General features: G+C 61.7%; 16 protein-coding genes. 6 read left to right on the plus strand and 10 right to left on the minus strand.

Annotated elements, in window-relative coordinates; translation table 11 throughout:
- Nucleotides 1–4: 4 nt before the first annotated feature.
- From Thiowin_RS08710 to Thiowin_RS08725, 4 genes are read right to left on the minus strand one after another with little or no spacing between them, the layout of a single operon-like run.
- The gene (locus Thiowin_RS08710) at nucleotides 5–1,807 is read right to left on the minus strand and encodes an AAA family ATPase (RefSeq protein WP_328987339.1); all 1,803 of its coding nucleotides are present in this window, start codon (nucleotides 1,805–1,807) and stop codon (nucleotides 5–7) included.
- A 51-nt stretch (nucleotides 1,808–1,858) separates the two neighbouring features.
- Nucleotides 1,859–2,275, minus strand: coding sequence for a hypothetical protein (locus Thiowin_RS08715; protein WP_328987340.1), 417 nt, complete (start codon nucleotides 2,273–2,275; stop codon nucleotides 1,859–1,861).
- Nucleotides 2,276–2,285: 10 nt separating this feature from the next.
- The gene (locus tag Thiowin_RS08720; protein ID WP_328987341.1) at nucleotides 2,286–4,088 is read right to left on the minus strand and encodes an AAA family ATPase; all 1,803 of its coding nucleotides are present in this window, start codon (nucleotides 4,086–4,088) and stop codon (nucleotides 2,286–2,288) included.
- A 44-nt stretch (nucleotides 4,089–4,132) separates the two neighbouring features.
- Nucleotides 4,133–5,623: a DUF2867 domain-containing protein gene (locus Thiowin_RS08725; protein WP_328987342.1), complete on the minus strand. Its 1,491-nt coding sequence runs from the start codon at nucleotides 5,621–5,623 to the stop codon at nucleotides 4,133–4,135.
- A 224-nt stretch (nucleotides 5,624–5,847) separates the two neighbouring features.
- Between Thiowin_RS08725 and Thiowin_RS08730 the strand changes: the two genes are divergently transcribed.
- Nucleotides 5,848–6,420 carry an NUDIX hydrolase gene (locus Thiowin_RS08730; RefSeq protein ID WP_328987343.1) on the plus strand — a complete coding sequence of 191 codons (573 nt, stop codon included), beginning with the start codon at nucleotides 5,848–5,850 and terminating at the stop codon, nucleotides 6,418–6,420.
- Nucleotides 6,417–7,247, plus strand: a complete 831-nt coding sequence (locus tag Thiowin_RS08735) for a secretin N-terminal domain-containing protein (RefSeq protein WP_328987344.1) — start codon at nucleotides 6,417–6,419, stop codon at nucleotides 7,245–7,247. The genes Thiowin_RS08730 and Thiowin_RS08735 overlap by 4 nt, the downstream gene beginning before the upstream one ends.
- 64 nt (nucleotides 7,248–7,311) lie before the next feature.
- On the opposite strand, the gene Thiowin_RS08740 is transcribed toward Thiowin_RS08735, so the two are convergent.
- A complete protein-coding gene (locus tag Thiowin_RS08740; protein ID WP_328987345.1) occupies nucleotides 7,312–7,737 on the minus strand; it encodes a hypothetical protein in 426 nt (141 codons plus the stop codon).
- Nucleotides 7,738–8,117: 380 nt separating this feature from the next.
- Here Thiowin_RS08740 and Thiowin_RS08745 point away from each other — a divergent pair, with 380 nt between their 5' ends.
- Nucleotides 8,118–11,609, plus strand: coding sequence for a response regulator (locus tag Thiowin_RS08745; protein ID WP_328987346.1), 3,492 nt, complete (start codon nucleotides 8,118–8,120; stop codon nucleotides 11,607–11,609).
- Nucleotides 11,610–11,684: 75 nt separating this feature from the next.
- On the opposite strand, the gene Thiowin_RS08750 is transcribed toward Thiowin_RS08745, so the two are convergent.
- Nucleotides 11,685–11,987: a hypothetical protein gene (locus tag Thiowin_RS08750; protein ID WP_328987347.1), complete on the minus strand. Its 303-nt coding sequence runs from the start codon at nucleotides 11,985–11,987 to the stop codon at nucleotides 11,685–11,687.
- 219 nt (nucleotides 11,988–12,206) lie between these two features.
- Between Thiowin_RS08750 and Thiowin_RS08755 the strand changes: the two genes are divergently transcribed.
- The 3 genes from Thiowin_RS08755 (at nucleotide 12,207) to Thiowin_RS08765 (ending at nucleotide 15,800) form a co-directional block, all read left to right on the plus strand.
- On the plus strand, nucleotides 12,207–14,924 hold the full coding sequence (locus Thiowin_RS08755) for a diguanylate cyclase (protein ID WP_328987348.1): 2,718 nt from the start codon (nucleotides 12,207–12,209) through the stop codon (nucleotides 14,922–14,924).
- A 233-nt stretch (nucleotides 14,925–15,157) separates the two neighbouring features.
- Nucleotides 15,158–15,385: a hypothetical protein gene (locus Thiowin_RS08760; protein ID WP_328987349.1), complete on the plus strand. Its 228-nt coding sequence runs from the start codon at nucleotides 15,158–15,160 to the stop codon at nucleotides 15,383–15,385.
- A complete protein-coding gene (locus Thiowin_RS08765; protein WP_328987350.1) occupies nucleotides 15,363–15,800 on the plus strand; it encodes a PIN domain-containing protein in 438 nt (145 codons plus the stop codon). The genes Thiowin_RS08760 and Thiowin_RS08765 overlap by 23 nt, the downstream gene beginning before the upstream one ends.
- On the opposite strand, the gene rnk is transcribed toward Thiowin_RS08765, so the two are convergent.
- Genes rnk through Thiowin_RS08785 form a run of 4 tightly spaced genes read right to left on the minus strand, consistent with a single transcriptional unit; the run spans nucleotide 15,760 to nucleotide 20,672 of the window.
- Complete coding sequence (rnk, locus tag Thiowin_RS08770; protein WP_328987351.1) at nucleotides 15,760–16,173, minus strand: nucleoside diphosphate kinase regulator; 414 nt, start codon at nucleotides 16,171–16,173, stop codon at nucleotides 15,760–15,762. The genes Thiowin_RS08765 and rnk overlap by 41 nt on opposite strands.
- Nucleotides 16,170–20,039: a response regulator gene (locus Thiowin_RS08775; RefSeq protein WP_328987352.1), complete on the minus strand. Its 3,870-nt coding sequence runs from the start codon at nucleotides 20,037–20,039 to the stop codon at nucleotides 16,170–16,172. The genes rnk and Thiowin_RS08775 overlap by 4 nt, the downstream gene beginning before the upstream one ends.
- Entirely contained in the window at nucleotides 19,999–20,424 is a 426-nt protein-coding gene (locus tag Thiowin_RS08780; RefSeq protein WP_328987353.1) for a type II toxin-antitoxin system VapC family toxin, read from the minus strand. The genes Thiowin_RS08775 and Thiowin_RS08780 overlap by 41 nt, the downstream gene beginning before the upstream one ends.
- Nucleotides 20,424–20,672 (minus strand): hypothetical protein, encoded by a 249-nt coding sequence (locus Thiowin_RS08785; RefSeq protein ID WP_328987354.1) that lies wholly within the window; start codon nucleotides 20,670–20,672, stop codon nucleotides 20,424–20,426. The genes Thiowin_RS08780 and Thiowin_RS08785 overlap by 1 nt, the downstream gene beginning before the upstream one ends.
- Nucleotides 20,673–20,685 lie beyond the last annotated feature (13 nt).

The following is a 20,685-nucleotide window of genomic DNA, read 5'->3' on the forward strand; positions in this document are numbered from 1 at the left end:
GTTCTTAAGTGTTGCCACGGTCAGCCGGTTGACCGCCAACAACCCGCCACACCAGGCGTTCCACTCCAAGTGCCACCACCGCAAAGGCGCGCAGATCGCTTAGCCCATGGCGCTTGATTAAGGCCGCGCCATAGTCGCGCGCTTGCGCTTCGGCCTCATCAAGCTTGGCGGCAACTGTTGGGTGTTGGGTCAAGGCTTCACGCGCTTCGCTGCGCACTTGCTCGCCAGTCAGTCCTAGCTCTCTCAAGCTCAAATACTTAAATTCCAGCAAGATATCCAGCACCTGAAAGCGACGCTTGTCCGGGCGCACAATCAGCGCCAGATCGGCATAGCCGCGTTCGGTCTCCAATTCGGACACGGCCATGTAAAGCCGGTCGTCGAACAAGAGCGTCAGAAAAGCAAATTTCACCAACAGCTCATTGGTCCAGCGATAGTCGCGATTGGATAGCGCCGCGAAATAGCTTTGCTCGATGAGTTCACACAGCGGGGTTGGATCACCTTTCTGGCCTAGCGCCCGCGCGGCGTCCCGCACTTCGTGCGCGCGACCTGTTGGCGGTAGCCAGCTTTCGCGCAGACGCTCAACATACAAGCCGCGCGCCACCAAATTGGGAATGCGCAGACGGCATTCGTCAAAGGCATTCAGGCCATCCAGGGTCAAGATGCCAAAGAAATAAAGCAATGACGCCATAAAGGGCTGATCCTTCACTGCCGCCAGCACATCGGCGACGCCAAAGCGCTGCATCAACTCCGGCACCAGCACCCGGTTATCGCCGCTCAGGGCCTCAATCAGCAAATCCTCACCCTGGGGCAACTGGGCGATATAGGCCAGCTTATTGCGATCCATGGCCAGATTTTCATCGAGCATCTGCCGGGGGTAGTGGCCCTGGGTGGCGAGGGCGTCGAAAAAATACAGGCTCAAGGTCGGGTTATACAGACTCGCCGGGGCCTCCTCGCTGAAGCGATAGCCGTTATAGAAGGTGCGCATGGTGGCGAGCGCCTGTTCGGCGGACCAGTCGCCACCGTCGCTTGCAAGTTGGTGAAGGACGGTGCTGACTTCGGTCTCGGTAAAGCCACAGAGGTCATGGTACTGGGGCAGCAGGAACAGATCCTTGCTCACATTGTAGCCGCTGGTCATGTCAGAAAGGACAACCGGCGAGACCCCGACGATAAACACCCGATCCAGCCCCAGCCCGCCGGCGGCGGCTTTGATGTGCTTAAAGACGGTTTTCATCAGTCCCTCGCCCTGCAACAGCGTCTGATAACGCGCTCGGCTGTCGGGACGCGAGGCGGTCAGTACCTCGTTGGCGAAGTTATCGTATTCGTCGATCAGCAGGTAGAGCTTGTGGGGCGTGGCGTTTACCGCAGCGAGCACCGATTGAAAGGAGGTCAGGGCGTCTTCTGGATGGATGCGGATGGCGCGCGTCCAATAGGCCTGATAATCGGCAACGAATTTGGTCAGGCATTCATTGAGATGGCGATGCAGCGAGTCTTCAATGGCGCCAATCTCGCCATGAGAGGCGACCAGCGAGAAATCCCAGCGCAGAATAAAGTATTGATTGTGCAGCGGCGTTGGATCTCGCCCGATGGCAAGCGGGCCAAACAGGGTCTCAAAGTGATCAGCCTGATTGAGATCGTAATAATGCTCCAGCATCGACAACAGCAGGCTTTTGCCAAAGCGGCGGGGGCGTAAAAAAATCAGCTGCCGCCCAGCGGCTTCCACCGCGGGAATGCGATCCGTGCGATCCAGATACCAATAGCCCTCTCGGCGCAGGGTGTCAAAATCGCTCAGGCCATAGGGAAATTTCATGGGTGTGTCCGATGAACTGGACTAAGAGAAATCTGGCAATTAGCGTGAATGTTAATGCGAATCGGGTGCGTCTGTATTGTCGCCATTGGCGGCCATGGAACGCGGCAGCCACGACCAGCTGTCGTCTTTTATGTTCTTGATCAGTTTATCTTCGTCGCGGACAATCTGTTCCACCTGGTCCAAGACCTCCCAAGATGCGCCTTCATCGCGAAGGCGTCTTCTGGTCTCGCCAATCTTGTCATTGATTTCAAGCAGGTAGTCGTACCATTTGCGAAAGGCTTCCCGGTCATTATCATCCCACTCGGCGATGGGATAGTATAATTTCTCTCGAGTATCAAGCAGGTATAAGCGTTCTTTTTTCAATCCGCGATTGCAATAAATCACGCAATAGGGCGTCCCCCGTAAGCCATGATAATCAAACTCTGCCGGTGTTTTGACCGCCAGATCACCTGAAATGAGTTGTGCCATGGTGTTCTCCTCATGTTGTGTGATTGTCTGTTGCGAGTTCGCCAACAACCCGCCATACCAATCGCTCCACCCCCAGGGCCACCACCGCGAAGGCGCGCAGATCACTCAGCCCATGGCGCTTGATTAAGGCCGCGCCATAGTCGCGCGCTTGCGCTTCGGCCTCATCAAGCTTGGCGGCGACTGTTGGGTGTTGGGTCAAGGCTTCACGCGCTTCGCTGCGCACTTGCTCGCCAGTCAGTCCTAGCTCTCTCAAGCTCAAATACTTAAATTCCAGCAGCAGGTCGAGCGCCTGGAAGCGGCGCATGTCCGGGCGCACAATGAGCGCGAGATCCGCATACCCTCGCTTGGTCTCCAATTCGGACACGGCCATGTAGAGCCGGTCGTCGAACAAGAGCGTCAGGAAAGCGAATTTCACCAAGAGTTCATTGGTCCAGCGATAATCGCGATTGGCCAACACGGCGAAATAGCCTTGCTCGATCAGCTCACACAGCGGGGTCAAATCGGCGTGCAGGTAAAGCTGTTCGGCGGCGGCGGTACTTAATGTGCGCACATCCGTGGCCGGCAGCCAACGCTCGCGCAGACGCTCAACATACAAGCCGCGCGCCACCAAATTGGGGATGCGCAGAATCAGCTTGGCCAGTTGGCCTTGGCCCGCCAGGGTGAGAATGCCAAAGAAATACAGCAAGGAGGCCATAAAGGGCTGATCCTTCACCGCTGCCAGCACATCGGCGACGCCAAAGCGCTGCATCAACTCCGACACCAGCACCCGGTCATCGCCGCTCAGCGCCTCAATCAGCAAGTCCTCGCCCTGGGGCAACTGGGCGATATAGGCCAGCTTATTGCGATCCATGGCCAGATTTTCATCAAGCATTTGCCGGGGGTAGTGGCCTTGGGTGGCGAGGGCGTTGAAAAAATACAGGCTCAAGGTCGGGTTATACAGACTCTCCGAGGCCTCCTCGCTGAAGCGATAGCCGTTGTAGAAGGTGCGCATGGTCGCGAGCGCCTGTTCGGCGGACCAATCACCGCCAACGCTTTTGAGTTGGTTGAGCACAGCGGCGACTTCGCTCTCGCTAAAGCCACAGAGGTCATTGAACTGGGGCAGCAGGAACAGATTCTCGCCAACATTGTAGCCACTGGTCATATCCGACAGCACAACCGGCGAGACCCCGACGATGAACACCCGATCCAGCCCCAGCCCGCCGGCGGCGGCTTTGATGTGCTTAAAGACGGTTTTCATCAGTCCCTCGCCCTGCAACAGCGTCTGATAACGCTCCCGGCTGTCGGAGCGCGGGGCGGTCAGTACCTCGTTGGCGAATTTGTCGTATTCGTCGATCAGCAGGTAGAGCTTGTGGGGCGTTGCGTTCACCGCGCCGAGCACTGATTGAAAGGAGGTCAGGGCGTCTTCTGGATGGATGCGGATGGCGCGCGTCCAATAGGCCTGGTAATCGGCAACGAATTTGGTCAGGCATTCATTGAGATGGCGATGCAGCGAGTCTTCAATAGTGTCAGTCTCGCCATGCGAGGCGACCAGCGAGAAATCCCAGCGCAGCACGAAGAATTGATTGTGCAACGGGGTTGGGTTTTGCCCAATGGCAAGCGGGCCAAACAGCGTCTCAAAGTGATCAGCCTGATTGAGATCGTAATAATGCTCCAGCATTGACAACAGCAGGCTTTTGCCAAAGCGGCGTGGGCGCAAAAAAATCAGCTGTCGGCCAGCGGCTTCCACCGCGGGAATGCGATCCGTGCGATCCAGATACCAATAGCCTTCCCGGCGCAGGGTGTCAAAATCGCTCAGGCCATAGGGGAATTTCATGGATGCGTTGCTCCACGGCTAGAAGACGTCGCTTTGACGCCAGCCTATGCAAGATTGCCTGCTTCAGCCCGCTGGCAGATGGCGCGCGCGGTGCCGCTGAAGATGACTTTATGTGCCGGCTCAAAGCTATACCAATATAAGAGCCCCCAGACGCCGGCGGGGTGCCAGTACGCGGTGAGATTCAGCTTGGTGCCGCCATCGGCGCGTGGTTCGAGTTCGAACTCCAGCATACCGGCGCCGGGGGCTTTCATGCCGAAGGCGAGGCTCAGGCGGCGTTCGGGCTCCAGGCCGATGACTTTCCAGGAATCAATGCGGTCACCGACGCGCAGTTCGCTCGGATGACGGCGACCGCCGCGATGACCGGGGCCGCCGGCCAGCCAATCGAGCCGCTCGCGCAGTTGCCATAGTGGGTTGAGATAGTAATAGCCCGTCTCGCCTCCGATGGCGGTGACCACTTGCCAAACGGCAGCTGGCGAGGCACTGGTCTCGGCCGAGCCGCCGGCGCGCTTGGCATAGTAGGCATAATCGATACGATGATTGCGCACGGCAAAGGCTCCTTCGACCCAGCGGGTGGTGATGCGATGTTCGCGTTCAGCGGCAAAGGCGGCATCGACGGACTCACGGAAGTTCAGCAGGCGTTGCGGGATGAGCTGGCGCAGTGCGGCGTCATCGGCGGTGAAATCATGTTTTAGCCCCTCAATGAGCGCGCGTGCAATATTCGTTGGCACCGCCGTGATCAGCCGCAACCAGTAGGACGACAGCTTGGGCGAGAGCACCGGCACCGGGATGATCAGGGGCGGTTTGCGTCCGCCGGCCTCGGCTAGGATGCGCATCATCTCCTGATAGCTGAGGGTTTCGGGACCAGCGGCGTCGTAAATCTGGCCACCGGATTCGGGGTGACGCGCAAGTTCAACCAGGTAAGTCAGCAGGTTTTCAAGCGCGATGGGAGGAGATTTCGCCCGCACCCAGCGCGGGGTGACCATGACCGGCAGATGATAGACCAGATCGCGCATCACCTCGAAGGCCGCCGAGCCGGGGCCGACGATGATGCCAGCGCGCAGCTCGGTGACTGGCACGCTGCCTTGGCGCAGCCTGTCGCCGGAGTCGCGGCGCGAGAGGATATGCTCGCTTTCGGCATCCTCGGGCACCAGACCGCCCAGGTAAATAATGCGCTCGACGCCGGCATCCGCCGCGGCTTGGGCAAAATTGCGCGCGGCTTCCAGGTCGAGCTGGCCGAAGGCTTTGCCCGCGCTCATGGAATGCACCAGATAATAGGCCACCCGCACCCCGGCCAGGGCTGCCGGTAGGGTGCTTGGCTTGAGCGCATCGGCACTAACCAGCTCCACCGGCTGCCAGCCGTGGGCGGCGAGGCTCGCTTGATTCCGGGAGCAGGCGCGCACGCGGATGCCCTCGGCGAGCAGGCGTGGTACCAAATGGCTGCCAATATAGCCGCTGGCGCCGAACACCAGGCACAGACCCGGATCGACTCCTTCCGCCGCGCGCTCCGAGGCTGCGTCTAATCGCTGTTCAACCATGGTCAATCCTCATATTCACTGGCCGTGCCTGGTACCTTGACATGACGCGCGGCGCTTGGGTAGTCGGGGCTAAGGCTGTATTTTGCCGATGAGCCGACCTGCTGGCGAGCCTTGAGTGATGATATGGTTGCCTTGATGCTCGGGACTGCTGCCCCGTGCGTTCTGGGGACATTCAATGTCTGACGACAGCTCAATTTGGAGTAGCCCTGATGGCGGATGACTTAATGACAGATCAACGACTTTGTTACCAGGGCCGGGTGGTGGATGTCTATCGCGAGCGCGTGCGCTTGCCCAATGATGCGCGGGTGGAGCTGGACATTGTCCGTCATCCTGGCGGCGCGGCGGCGGTGGCGCTGGACGATCAGGGCCGGGTATGCCTGCTGCGGCAGTATCGCCATGCGGCGGCTGGCTGGCTGTGGGAACTGCCCGCCGGCAAGTTGGACCCGGGCGAGTCGCCGCGTACCACGGTCGAGCGGGAATTGGTCGAGGAGGCGGGCATGGCAGCCGCCGACTGGGTGTCGCTTGGGCGCCTGCACAGCTCGCCCGGGGTGCTGACCGAGGTCATTCATCTCTACCTGGCGCGCGATCTTAGTCCGCGTGCCCTGGCCCACGAGCATGGCGAGCTGATCGAGGTGCATTGGATACCGCTTGAGATGGCGCTTGGGCGCTGTCACTCGGGCGATATCACCGATGCCAAGACGCTGGTCGGCCTGTTTCGCGCCGCCGCTTTGCTGCAGGCTCCGCGGGCTCGGGGCGTCGCCGCGGACGAGGGTATGGCAACCGGAGAGACAGCATGAAACCGCGTATTTCTTATCCCAGCCGGTCCTTGTGGCCTGGCCCGTTACGCCTGTGTCTTGGCCTGCTGATGATGGCCTTTATCCTTCCGGCAGCCATTGCCGCCGATGGGCGCGATTTCGCCTACCTGCCGGTCTATTCCCAGCCGGCGGAGGATTTGGTCGCGGTGCTGCGCCCCATGGCAGGCGGCGGCTCGGTGCTGGCGCATCGCAATCAGATCATTGTGCGCGGCACGCCGGAGGAGATCGCGGCGGTGAGCGAGGCGCTCGAGCGGCTCGACCAACCCGCGCGGCGGCTGATGATCGAAGTGCGTCTGGCCGACCGCTCGGCCGGGCAGCGCGGCGGACGCTATCTTGACGGCGGCTGGGAGCGTGGCGATGGACAGGATAGCGTCAGTATTCACGCAGGTACCCGCGAGATCCGCACCCGGCGCCGGGATGACTCGGTACAGCGGGTGCAGACGCTCGACGGGCGCCCGGCGTTGATTCGTACCGGGCTGTGGCGACCGGTGACAACCTTCGCCGGGGTTGATCCCTACAGTGGCGGGGTGGTGCTGGGGCAGGGTGTTCAGTCCATCGACACCGGCTTTCAGGTGCTGCCGCGCACCCATGGCGACCAGGTGACACTCGAGCTTTACCAACAGGACGAACAAGCCCTGCCCAATGGCCGTCTGCGCGGCGGCTCCGCGCAAACCGTGCTGCGTGGCTATCTGGGGGAGTGGCTGGACATCGGCGGCCAGCAGCAACTGGAAGCAACCAATGGCAGACGCTGGACCACCGGGCATGCCGAAGAGCGGCACCTGCAAGTGCGGGTGCGGCCGCTCGATTGAAGGTCAGGATTGGTCGATCAGATCGGATGGCGGGATGCGGGATTCAATGGCAGGGGCGCGTCGCTCAGGGCTGGCGTGCCACCTTCGCCATGGCCTCGTCGTGGCGTTGGCCGAGGGTATCGCGCAGCCGGGCGGTCTTGGCCCCCGCGCAGCCACCGAGTTCGCGCAGGCGGGCGAGAAAATCCTCCTGCATACGTGCCTGGGCATCGCGATAATAGCCTTCGGGGAAGTAATCGTCCTGCACGTCGAGCACCGTCAAGCGGTAGCGGCTGACCAGTTCCTTGTTGAGATTCTCGCTGCGCCGGCCGGACTGATCGCTACGACAGCGACTGTTGTAGAGATCCAGCTCGAAGGCCGCCTCCACTGCGTTCACCAACATGGCTTGGGTGGCCTCGTCCAGGGGGTCGGCCAGCACCCAGAGCGGCAGCGCCAAGACCAAGGCGAGCACCCCCGCGCAAAACCGGGTGGAATGACGGCAATGCGGAGGCATGATGCGCCATGTGGGCGCGGATCTGGGTGGGGGAAGGGAAGGGGATCTCGGTGGCATGGCGAAGCGGGCTCCTGAATGGTCGCTGCTGACCGGCGAATGGCACTGGTCGCCAGCGCTTGGTGCCAAGTGATGCGGGCATTCTATACCCGCTGTGCCAGCCTTGCCCAAGCCATGTCCCAGCAGCAATCCAGCACCAATCTAGCATCGATCCGGTTTTGATCTGGCATTGACCCAGCCCCAGCCAAAGCCAAAGCCAAAGCCAAAGCCAAAGCCAAAGCCAAAGCCAAAGCTGGGCCCTCCAGCCTGACGCAAAGATGAATCTCGAAACCCAGCGACTGTCGGTTTATCCTATCGGCCGATCAAGCTTTGGACCCTTTCGCATGGAATCCACCCTGGCGCCCGCCGATCTGGCCTTTATCCTCGAAGCCGACGGCACCATTCTCGATTTCTTCCGCACTGAAGCGGCGGCCCTCTATGCCCCGCCCGAGGTCTTCCTCGGCAAGCGGCCGGCGGAGGTGTTGCCAGAAAAGGCCGCGGCGGCCTTTGCCGCCGCGCTGGCCGAGGTGCGCGGACCGGGTTCGGCGCGCTCCTTCCAATATCACCTGCCCATGGAAGGTGGCGAGCGCCTGTTCGAGGCGCGCGTCGGGCGACTGTCCGCCCGTTCCGGCTATTTAGTCACGGTACGCGACATCAGCGACCATGTTGAGACCAGGCAGCGCCTGCGCGAGCAGGAGTCCCTGCTCGCCACCATGTTCGCTCAAACCACCGATGCCATCTTGCTGGTCGACCCAGACACTGGCCAAGTGGTGCAGTGTAACGACGCCGCCTGCGAGATGCTCGGCTACAGCCGCGAGGAGTTCCTGCGGCTGCGGGTGATGGATTTTGAGGCCGAGCATGAGGCGGCGCGAATCAGGGCCAACATGCGCGCCATTCTCGCAGGCGAGATCGCCGGCTTCGAGACCCGGTATCGTGCCAAGGATGGCCGTCTGCTCGACTCCTATGTCACCTTCCGGCTGATCGAGCACCAGGGGCGCCAACTGATCTCGGGTGTGTGGCAGGACATCACCGAGCGCAAGCAACACGAACGCGAGCAGCGGGCCTTGGTGGCCGAGCTGAAACGCAATCAGGACTTCCTCACCCGCGCCCAGTCCGTGTCCCAGACCGGGCACTGGTATCTGGATATTCCCGGCGACCGCCTGCAGTGGTCGGAGGAGGCCTGCCGCATTTTTGGCGTCCCGCCCGAGACTGAACTGAGGCTTGAAGACTTCTTCGCCCGTGTCCACCCCAAGGACCTCGCCGAGCTGAAAGACGCCTGGCAGGCGGCGCTCGCCGGCGCGACTTATCGTCTTCAACACCGCATCCTGGTGAACGGCCAGGTGCGCTGGGTGGAGGAGCGTGCCCAGATCGAGCGCGACGCCAGCGGTCAGCCGATCACCGGGCTTGGGATCGTGCAAGACGTCACCGAGCGGGTCGAGACCGCGCACGAACTCGAGGAATACCGCCTGCATCTCGAGGAATTGGTGGTTTCGCGCACTTCCGCGCTGGAGGCGGCCAAGAGCGCGGCCGAGGGCGCCAACCGCGCCAAGAGCGCCTTCCTTTCCAACATGAGCCACGAGATCCGCACGCCGATGAACGCCATCATTGGCTACGCCCATCTGATCCGGCGCGACCCGCTTACCCAACGTCAGTCCGAACAGCTGCAAAAGCTCTCCGACTCGGCCCAGCACCTGCTGCAAGTCATCAACGATGTGCTCGACCTGTCCAAGATCGAGGCCGAGAAGATTGAGTTGGAGGAAGAGGATTTCGAGCCTGCGCGCGTCGTCGACAACGTCTGCTCCCTAATCGCGCCCAACATGATCCACAAGGAGCTTGATCTGCGCGTCGATCTCGATCATCTGCCCACCTGCGTGCGCGGCGACAGCACCCGCTTCGGCCAGGTTCTGCTCAACTTGCTGAGCAACGCGGTCAAGTTCACCGATGCCGGCAGCGTCGGTGTGCGCGCTCGCATGCTTGATACCGGCGGCGAGCGACCGGCGGGGGAGGGCGGCGGGATGGTCAATGGCCATTTCCTGGCCGAGCCGGTGTGGCTGCGCTTTGAGGTGCGCGACACTGGCATCGGTATGACCGCCGAACAACGCGGGCGGCTATTCCAAGCCTTCGAGCAGGCCGACGGCAGCACCACCCGCCGCTACGGCGGCACCGGGCTGGGGCTGGCCATCAGCAAGCGGCTAACGGAGCTCATGGGTGGGCGCATTGGCGTGGACAGCGAGCCCGACCAGGGCAGTTGCTTTTGGTTCGAGCTGCCCTTCGCGCCGGCACGTGGCAAGACAGCGGCCGACAAGGTGCTCAGCGGGCTGCGCGGCCGCCGCGCCCTGGTGATCGACGACCGGGAAGAGGATCGCGCCGCTCTGGTGGAGTTGCTCGAAGCCATGCACATCGCGCTTGATACCGCCGACAACGGCGCCTCGGGAGCGGCCCTGGTCCTGAAGGCCGAGCGCGCCGAGGCGCCCTTCGACCTGGTGCTGGTCGACTGGAAAATGCCCGACCTCGACGGTATCGATACCGTGCACAGCATCCGCGCCCTGCCGCTAAAACATTTGCCGGCCTGTATTCTGGTCACCGCCTTCGGCGACACCCTGGCGCCGGAAGATGTCGCCAGCGCTGGCATTGCCCGGGTGCTGGACAAACCCGTCACCCCTTCCAAGCTGCGGGACGCTCTCGAGCAGGCGCTGCACCGCCCCTTCCGCTCGACCTCCGCCAGCGCTGATCGGACAGTCCCCTCAACCGGTGTCGCGCTTGGCGCCGGGCCAGATTCGGCACCAGCCCCCCGTGGTCGCATTCTGCTGGTGGAAGACAATCCCATCAACCAGGAGGTCACGCGCGAACTGCTCGAGGCCTTCGGCTGCTCCGTCACTCTGGCCGCCGACGGCCGTGAAGCCTTGTCCCAGGCACGGCGTTCGGAGTTCGATCTGATTTTAATGGACATCCAGATGCCGGTGATGGACGGCCTGACCGCCACCCGCGAGATTCGCCGCCTGCCTGGGCGGCGGCGGGTGCCCATTCTTGCCATGACCGCCAATGTGTTCGACGCGGATCGCCAGTCCGCCCTGGCCGCCGGCATGAACGACCACCTTGGCAAGCCCATCGAGCCCGAGATCCTGGCCCAGGTGCTGCGTCAATGGTTGCCGGGTCGAGCCGAGATCACCGCCGCCACCAATGGTTCTGGGCTGGAATCACCGGCGGCCGATTTTGGGCCGCGGGCCGCGCTCGACAGCCTGCCGGGCTTGAATCCTACCCTGGGGCTGCGACGGTTGCGCGGCGACTTCAACCGCTACCGACGGCTCTTGTGTCAGTTTGTCGACGACCACGGCGAGGATGCCTACCGCATGAGCGCCATGCTCGAGGAACACAACCTCGAGGGCATCGCCGCGCTCGCTCACGGTCTCAAGGGCGTCGCCGCCACCCTGGCCGCCGAGCGCATCCGCCGCCACGCCGCCGACGTGGAACTGGCCGCCCGCGCCGAGCTCGGCGGCGAACGCCTGCGCGCTCCGATCGAACAACTTGGCGTGACACTCGAGGGCTTCGCCGACGCCATCACCGCCGCCTTCGGGTCCATCCAGCCCGATCCGGCGGCCAGAACGGTCGAAGACGCCCCGGGTCACCCCGATACCGGCGCCCTGGCCGCCACCCTGCAACAACTCGAAACCCTGCTCGCCAACGACGACACCGAATCCAACCAGGTGTTCGAAAACGCCCGTGCCGGTCTGCACGCCGCCTTCGGCGAAAACGCCCGCCGACTCGAGCGCCGCATCCGCGGCTTCGAGTACGAGCGCGCGCTCGACATCGTTCGGGAAATGCGCGGCAGCAACTGAATCATCGCAAGGCCGACAAGCATCGGATCAAACGGCTGGTCAAACATTCGTCCAGTCGCCGCCAATCGGCCGTGATCAGGTTGCGCGCCCTGTTGCCGAAAATGAGCCCCAGCTCGAACAAACTCTGGCCGGGTGTGGCGCGATATTTCTCGCTGTAAGCGCGCGCGGGGCGTCCCGGTCCACGCCGGCGAGATAGGCCGCGAAACGGGTTTCCAGATCCTGCTGGGTGAAGCCGCGCAGAGTCGCAAAATCGGCGCTCAGCGTAATGTCGTATCGACGGCAGGGCATTTTTACAAAGCTCCAACAAGCCTTGCGCAGGGCGTCACAAATCCTTTTAACAATGGTCGATGGCGAACAACACTCGGATTCTTTCGCCATGCTGCCACTGCATTGTGGATCGCAATCCGTCCGTGAGATTGGGCAGCCGAGCCTCTCCACCATGGCTGGCCGCCGCGGTTGAACTATTATTGTGCAAGAATGCTTGCTATAGTGAACGACTTGGCGTTCCGGCCAAGCTTTTAAGCGGTACGTGGCCGCATCCGATGGATCGAACGTCAATTTCAGCACCTGTTGTCAAGCCGCATGAATGAGCCATCAATGGCGCCGTCTTCCGCGTCAGCAAGCCGAGGAGGCCATCGGCGCGAAAATCATCTCGCCACCCTGGGGCTGTTGCTGTTCGCGGTGATCCTTGGTCTTTTCGTGCTAGTTGGCGCGCACTTGTACCGCTTTGAATCCGAGCGGCACCGACAACGGGAGATCGAGCAGGTAAAACAGCAACTCGATAGCCTGGCCACCGCCCTGAAGAGTCGCATTTACGCCAATATTTTTGCCGTTTCGGGGGTCAAATCCCTGGTGGCGATGAATCCCGAGCTGACGCAGGAGGATTTCAGTCGCGCCATGGCGATTCAGTTTCGCGAGCAACGGGATTTGCGCAACATCGGTCTCGCCCGCGACATGGTGTTGCGCCTGATTTACCCCGTCGAAGGCAATGAAGGGGCGATCGGCTTGGATTACCGGGGCTTGCCCGATCAAATCGATGCCGTCCAACAGGCACTGAAACTCAATCGTATCGTGGTTGCCGGTCCGCTCCCGCTGGTACAGGGTGGCGAGGGCTTGATTGCCCGCATCCCGATAAGTGTCGCCGACGCGGCATCGGGTCAGGAGCGGTTTTGGGGCTTTGCCTCGGTGGTGATGAACACGGAATCAATTTTCTCCGCTGCTGGCATCACGGAACAGTCTGGCTTGCGCCTCGCCATCCGCGGTCGGGACGGTCGCGGGGAGCAGGGCGAGGTGTTCCTCGGCGATCCAGGCATCTTTGATCATCAGCCGGTCACCCAGTTGATTGAACTGCCCCATGGCCATTGGCAAATGGGCGCCACGCCCGCTGGCGGGTGGACGCGATACTCGCCTTTTTCTGACCCGCTGATGTGGAGTTATCTTGCCGCGGCGGCAGGGATTCTGGCTTTTTCCGCCATCATTGTGTTTCTGCTGGCCGAGAATCGCAAAGCCGGGGATGCACTCAAGAAAGAGCGCGATCTCTTTTCCGAAGGCCCGGTGTTCACCATGGAATGGGGGGCCGAGCAGCAAGGTGACTGGCCGATCAGGCGCGTGTCCTCGAATGTCGCGCAGATTCTGGGCTACAGCCAGGCCGAGATGCTCGCCCCGGGGTTTTCTTATGCGGCCTTGATCCATCCCGAGGATGCGGAACCGGTCGTTGGCCGGCTCAGACAGCATGTTGCCGAGGGGACTGATCGATACGAAGACTCCTACCGCGTGCAAACCCGATCCGGCGGGTATCTGTGGTTTCATGATTCCACCCTGTTGCTACGCGACAAGGCTGGTCGCATCACGGCCGTTCGCAGCTATCTGTATGACCAAACCGCGCAAAAGCAGGCCGAGGAAGCGCTGCGTATTGCCGAGGCGCGGTTGGAAAAAACCGCCTTTGAACTAACAGAAAACATTCCGGTTGGCACCTATACCATGGTGCAACCCGCCGAGGGCGGCATGGCAAGCTTTGCTTTTATGAGCAGTCGGTTTTTGGAACTGACCGGATTGACTCGGGAGGAAGCGGCTTCCGATCCCATGAAGGGCTTTGCCTGTGTGCATCCGGATGACTTTGATGCGTGGGTAGCGCGAAACGTAGAGACTTTCAACGAAAAGAAACCGTTTTTCGGTGAAGTGCGCGTGGTGGTCAAGGGTGAAACGCGCTGGATTACCGCCGAATCCTTTCCGCGAACCCTGTCTGACGGAACCACGGTCTGGGAGGGCGTGCTTGCGGATGTGACTGATCGTAAGCGTGCCGAGGAGGCCTTGAGCGAGAGCTTGCGGCGGTTCAACGATCTGGTGGATCGTGTCTCGGTGGGAGTTTATGTCTTTTGGCACCGGGCCAATGGCAAGATGGAATTTGAGTATGTCAGCGATAGCTGGTGTGAGATGAATCAAATCCGCCGCGAGGATTTGCTCGAAAATCCCTGGTTGGCCTGGAATATCGTGCATCCGGACGAGTTCGAGGCGTTCAGACAACTCAATGAACAGGTCGTCCGTGAACGCCGGTCTTTTGTTTGGGAGGGTCAAATTCTTGTCGATGGCAATGTCCGCTTTGTACTCATTGAGTCGAGTCCCATCTTTTTTGCCAATGGCGACAGCCGTTGGTTTGGCTTTGAGCAAGACATCACCGAACGAAAACATGCCGAAGCGATCTTGCAAGAAACCAATCTCGCGCTGACCCAAGAGATTAATGAGCGCAAACTGGTGGAACAGGAACTCAAGGTCAAGACCGAGTTGCTCGAACAGCTCTCCATGCAGGATGGGCTAACGGGCATTGCCAATCGGCGCTATTTCGATCAGCGTGTGGAAGCGGAATGGAAGCGCGTGCTGCGCACCGGTTTGCCCCTGTCCCTGGTGCTGATTGATATTGATCACTTCAAACAATACAACGACCACTATGGTCACGGCGCGGGGGATGCGTGCCTACGGCAGGTCGCGCAAGCGCTCGCGCGCTGCGCCGAGCGCCCGCTCGACCTTGTGGCACGTTACGGTGGCGAGGAATTCATCGCCCTACTGCCGGAAACCGAACGCAATGGCGCGCTCCATCTTGCCGAGCAGATGCGCGCCGGGGTGGAGGCGCTGGCCATCCCTCATGCCCGCTCCAGTGCTGCCGCGGTGGTGACATTGAGCATTGGGGTGGCCACCCATGGACCTGGCCGGGTCAAGACCGATCTGCGCCAGTTGCAGGAATGCGCCGACCAGGCGCTCTATCGCGGCAAGCATCAAGGGCGCAACCAGGTTCAGGAGGAGGTTCTGGCCGCTGGCTGACTGGGTCTGTTGGTCAGCACACAATGACCAGCGGGCCTTGGATGATCAATCGGTCCAACCCGATGGCACGAAAAGGGTGCGGACGGGATGAATGCCCGGTCTGGCTGGGATGGAGATGTTCTCGCCGCTTGCGTCAATGTCCTCGTCGCCGGCCAAACAAGCCGGTCAACTCGAACCGGCGGACCTTCGGTATGATCACGCACAATGGTTGCCATTAGTTCTGGATGTTTATCATGATCACAGCAGAAAGAATCCTCGAGGAAGCGCGTACCTTGCCCGAGTTTGAGTTACGCGAGGTGTTGGATTTTGTTGGTTATTTAAAGTCTCGCTCGCTCCGTCCGGCGGTCGAGGAGGCGGATGCGGACGCCGAGGCCGACTGGGCTGAGTTCAAAGAAGGCGCTGGTCTCTGGTCAGGGAAATTCGTGCGTGAAGAGTGCTATGACCGCAAGATTCTTCGCTGATACGAATGTTGCCGTCTACGCGTTGGATGCCGATCCGCGACGTCATGAACGAGCGTTCTCGATCATGCGGCAAAGTCCGGTCATTAGCACCCAGATTGTTAATGAGTTTCTGAGTGTTTTAACCAGCAAGAAAGGCGTGCCAAGAGAGCGAGCCAACCGTTACGCGCGGATTATGCTTCGTCGCTGTGAAGTCGTTTCTTTGACAGCTCAGATTGTGGAAAGGGCGATCTCCATTGGCGAGCGCTATCAGATTAGCCATTGGGATGCCTTGGTAGTCTCCGCAGCGTTATTTAGCGGTTGCGATACGCTCTTTTCAGAGGACTTGCAAGACGGTCAGGTGTTCGAGAGGCGCCTGACCGTTATGAATCCGTGGTCTAGCGGTGAAATTCCCCGGCGCGTTCCGGTTGGTAGGTGATCTCCTCGACGCGCACGCGCAGGATGCCGCCGCCGGGCTTGGGCCACTCGATGCTGTCGCCAATAGAGAGCCCGAGCAGGGCGCTGCCAACGGGGGCGAGGATGGAGATCTTCTCACCGCTGGCGTCCATGTCCTTGGGGTAGACCAGGGTCAGGGTGAAGTCATCGGCGGAGGACTCGACGCGAAAACGCACGGTTGAGTTCATGGTGATCACGGTTGGCGGGATGTCCCGAGGCTCGACGATATCGGCCCGGGCCAGCTCGGCTTCGAGGTCTTCCTTGCCGGGGAAGGCGCCATGGGGCAGGGCGTCGAGCAGGGTTTCGAGGCGCTCGACGTCGAGCGCGGAGAGGATGATTCTGGGTCTGGTGTTCATGGCTGGTTCTCTTGTGTTTGCGGTGACGCGCGCGTCGCTTGATCGGGCTGCGGCGTGGCGCTTTGCTCGAAATGATCCAAGGCGGCGAGCGCGCTGTCGAAGTCATAGGTGTCGATGGCGCGGGCGACCGGGCGCAGGGCGTCGGCGGCTGGAGTGCCGGCGAGTTGGGTGGTCAGACTGGCGATGACGCCGACGGCTTCGGTGTCGTCGTCGCTGAGCAGGGCGCGCAGCTGGGCCAGCTCGGTGGATAGGGTGGCAAGAGCGGGCAGCGCTGATTGTAGCGCGCGCTCGGGCGCTTCCGTGGTGTCACCGGCGGCGTCGCCACCCAAGCTTGGGTTGTCCGCCGCGTCAAGCTGGGCGAGTCCAGTCAGGATGGGTTTAAGTGCGTCGAGGGTCGCCTGGAGATGGGCGTCGATGATCTCGTGTGGCTGGCGATCCTGGCAGGCGGCCTCAAGTGCGGTGGCGGCGTCGCGCACGGCCTCGGCGCCGATGGTGGCGGCCACGCCCTTGAGCGTATGGGCGCAGCGGGTGGCGGCGTGGGGGTCTTGGTCGCGCGCGGCCAGCGCGGCGGCGAATTGATCGGCGAAGTCGCGCTGGCTGTCGCGAAAGCGTCCGAGCAGACGGCGGTAGAGCGCCTCGTTGCCCTGCGCGGTGGCCAGGCCGACCTGGGTATCGATGCCGGGGAGAGAGGCAAGGGACGAGGAGCGAGGGGCGAGGGACGAGGGGCGAGGGGCAAGGGACGAGGGGCGAGGGGCGAGCGAAGACGAGGCCGTGGTCGTGGCCGTCTGTGGCGCTTTTTCTTGCCCATGGCGACTTGCCAATGGCTGGTCGCGCTTGTCGACGACTTCTGCCCGCGTTCCTAATTCCTCTTTGCTATCTTCTATCTTCTCGACAGCAATCCAGCGCGCCATGGTCGCCAGCATTTCGCGCACCTTGACCGGCTTGCCGATGTGGTCGTTCATGCCGGCGGCCAGTGCCTTCTCGCGGTCGCCGGTCATCACATTGGCGGTCATGGCCAGCACCGGCAGGTCGCGCCATTGGGGATTCTCGCGGATGGCGTGGGTGGCCTGGTAGCCGTCCATGATGGGCATTTGGCAGTCCATGAGCACGGCGTCGAAGGCGTCTTGCCGCAACAGTTCAAGCGCTTCCTGGCCGTTGTTGGCGACGGCGGCGGTCATGCCGTTGGTGGTGAGGAGTTCCAAGGCCAATTCTTGATTGATGGCATTGTCCTCGACCAGCAGGATGTGGGCGCCGCGCAACTGGGCGATGGCCTCGGCGGTGGCTTCCTCGCGCTCAGTGTCGCGGCTGTCGCTGATGGCTTCGCGGCCCATGGCGATGAGGATGGCGTCGAGCAGGCTCGATGGCGTGACCGGCTTGGTCAGGAAGCCGGCCAGGTCGAGGTCATCGGCGGCGCGCTGGGCCTCATCGCGGCCATAGGCGGTGACCATAATCACCGTCGGCGCCTTGACGATCAGGCGGTCGCGGGCAATGGCGCGGGCGGTGTCGAGGCCGTCCATGCCGGGCATTTTCCAGTCCATCAGCACCAGGTCGAAGGGGGTGTCGCCGTCGGGCTGTTCGAGCCGGTCGATGGCCTCGGCTCCGCTGGCGGCCTGGGCGACCTGGAAGCCGAAGGCGCCGAGCATGGCTTGGAGCACCTCGCGCGCGGTTTTGTTGTCGTCCACTACCAGGACGCGCAGGGCTTGCAGCTCATCGAAGTCGCCGGTTCGGCTCAGGCGGCGTTGCGAGCGCAGGCCGCGTTGTTTGCCGAAGCGGGCGGTGAAATGAAAGGTGCTGCCGGCGCCGAGCGCGCTTTCGACCCAAATGTCCCCGCCCATCATCTCGGTGAGGCGCTTGCTGATGGCGAGCCCGAGACCGCTGCCGCCGTATTTGCGCGTGGTGGAGCTATCACCCTGGGTGAAGGATTGGAATAACCGCTGTTGTTGCTCGGGCGACAGGCCGATGCCGGTGTCGCGCACCGAGAAATGCAATGTGACCGCGTCCGTGCCGTCTTCCAGCACGCCCGCTCGCACCAGAATCTCCCCGCCCGACTCGGTGAACTTCACCGCGTTGTTGCCGAGGTTAATTAAAATTTGCCCCAGGCGCAGGGCATCACCGACCAGCGCCGTGGGCAGATCGGGTGGGAGGTCCAACAGCAGCTCCAGGCCTTTCTCCTCGGCCTTGAGTCCGACCAGATTGGTGAGGTTGTCGAGCACGTCCTCAAGGCGAAAATCCGCGCACTCCATGTCGAGCTTGCCGGCCTCGATCTTGGAGAAATCCAGAATGTCGTTGATGATGCCGAGCAGCGCCTCGGCGGAGCGATGCACCTTCTCGATGTAATTGCGCTGGCGCTCGCTCAGCTTGGTTTGCAGCGCGAGATGCGACATGCCCATGATGGCGTTCATCGGCGTGCGGATCTCGTGGCTCATGTTGGCGAGGAAGTCCGACTTGGCGCGGGTCGCCTCCTCGGCGGCGTCGCGCGCGATCAGCAACTCGGCCTCGGCCGCCTTGCGCTCGCTGATGTCCTCGAAAAAGGCGATGAACCATTCCTGATCGCCCACCTGGTGAAGATAGACGGTCACCGCCGCCGGATAGGTGCTGCCGTCCTTGCGTCGATGCTGGGTTTCCAGTCGCAGGCTGGTGCGGCTTTCCCGCAGATTGGCGGCGATCTGTTGAAACTCCTCGGGGGTCAGCAGCGGGTTAATGGCGCTGACGCTGAGCGGCATGAGTTCATCACGCGTGTAGCCAAGCTGACGACAGGCCTCGTCGTTGGCGTAGAGGAAGGCGCCGGTCTCGGCATTGTTCCAGGTGCTGCCAATGCCAGCGCGATCCATGGCGAACTGGGTATAGCTCAGCTCGTCGTTGGCCTTTTGCAGCTCCGCGGTGCGCGCGGCGACCAGTGTTTCGAGCTGCTGGCGATGGCTGGCTCGCTCGGCGTCAATTTTCTGTTGCGCGGCGGACTGCGCGGCGGAGTGCCGGGCCAGGGCGCGACGCAAGGAGATAATCCACAAGGCGATCAAAATCGCGAGCACACCCAAGACCGCTGCCGCCCGCGCTAGATAGGGGCCGAGATCGCCGATGGCGACCGGCGGCTTGAGCCATTTACGCTCCAGTGCCTGAAGCGCCGTCGCCGGAATGGCAGCCATGCCCTGCTCGACCAGGCGCAGGGTGGCGACCTCGCCCTCGCGCACGGCGCGGCGAAACTGGCCTTGGTAGAGGTCAAAGGCCTTGATCAGATCGCGATGGGCATCGAGCTGGTAAAGATAAAAATTGGCCGGAGACTCGTCCATGCAGAAGACCTTGATCTCCTGCGCCTTGGCCGCTTCGATCACGGACTTGTAGTCGGCATAAAGCACCAGGGTGTCGATGCCCTGGGTCTGTAGCCATTCCACGCAGGCATCGCCGCGCATCACCCCAACCTGAAAGCCATGCAGGGATTCAACCCGCGTCAGCCCGCCGATGGAGCTATCGCGATAAATGGACACCGGCAGGCTGGCGTAGGGCGCGGAGAAGTCATACAGCGGCTCCCGTCCCGGGGTGGCGAAGATGTTCTCGATCACATCGGCCTCGCCATCAAGCAGCAGGCGCTGGGCCTGGTCCCACTGGGTGGCGATCAGCTCGACCCCGATGCCGGTTGCTTCCTCCCACAGCCGCCAGACATCGACCAGATAGCCGTCCTCCTCGCCCTGGGCATCGAGAAAGAGATAGGGTGGGTAGTTCTCGTCGCCGACCACGCGCAGGACTTGGCGTTCGTCCTGAGCCTGGGCTGGGAGGGCGAGGAGTAGCAGGCCGAGCAAGGCGCGGGACAGGTTGCAATGCCCTGCGGGACTACTTGGGATGGATGTCGCTTGGATGTTCACGTTGCTCATTGGAGCTGGCTCTGAAGTGCTGCAATGACAGTCCATTAATCATGCGGTAGTGCTTGTCATTGGCTGTAAGAAGGGGCTCATTCAGCGCCAGCGCCGTTGCGGCGATCAACGCATCCCCCAATCGCATTCCATGGCTGAGCGCATAATCGCGAACAAGTCGGACGGCGCGATCAGAGATCGACTCGCTGATCGGTATCAACCGCGCTTGCCAGCGCCGCGTTGTCGCCTCGAAAGCACGCAATTCTGCTTTGTCGCGCATTCCCTGGAGCAATTCCATTTGCGTCACGGCGGAGAGCTGGATTTTTGGCTGTAAGGCTTCAATCCGCTGGTAGGCGGTTGGATCGCCACGCATGTACCAGATCAAAACATCGGTATCAATGAGCATCAGAAGCGCCCGTTGCGCAGTTGGCGCACATAGTCGTCGATCTCCGAGATGTCGGGATGATCCTTCCAGATGCCAAAAAGTGCATCCGACGTTGCGGCGGATTCCGTTTCTTCTTCTTTCCTTATCGGGCGTGGCGGTTCGTCAAGGATGGTGACCAATGCGCGGTGCACACCTTTGATTCGCACGGGACGCGGAAAAAATACACGACCGTTCTCGTCGATGGCGGCTTCGATGGTTTGAATTGCCATTGTTATGCCAAAT

Source organism: Thiorhodovibrio winogradskyi (genome assembly GCF_036208045.1).
In the GTDB taxonomy this organism is placed as follows: domain Bacteria; phylum Pseudomonadota; class Gammaproteobacteria; order Chromatiales; family Chromatiaceae; genus Thiorhodovibrio; species Thiorhodovibrio winogradskyi.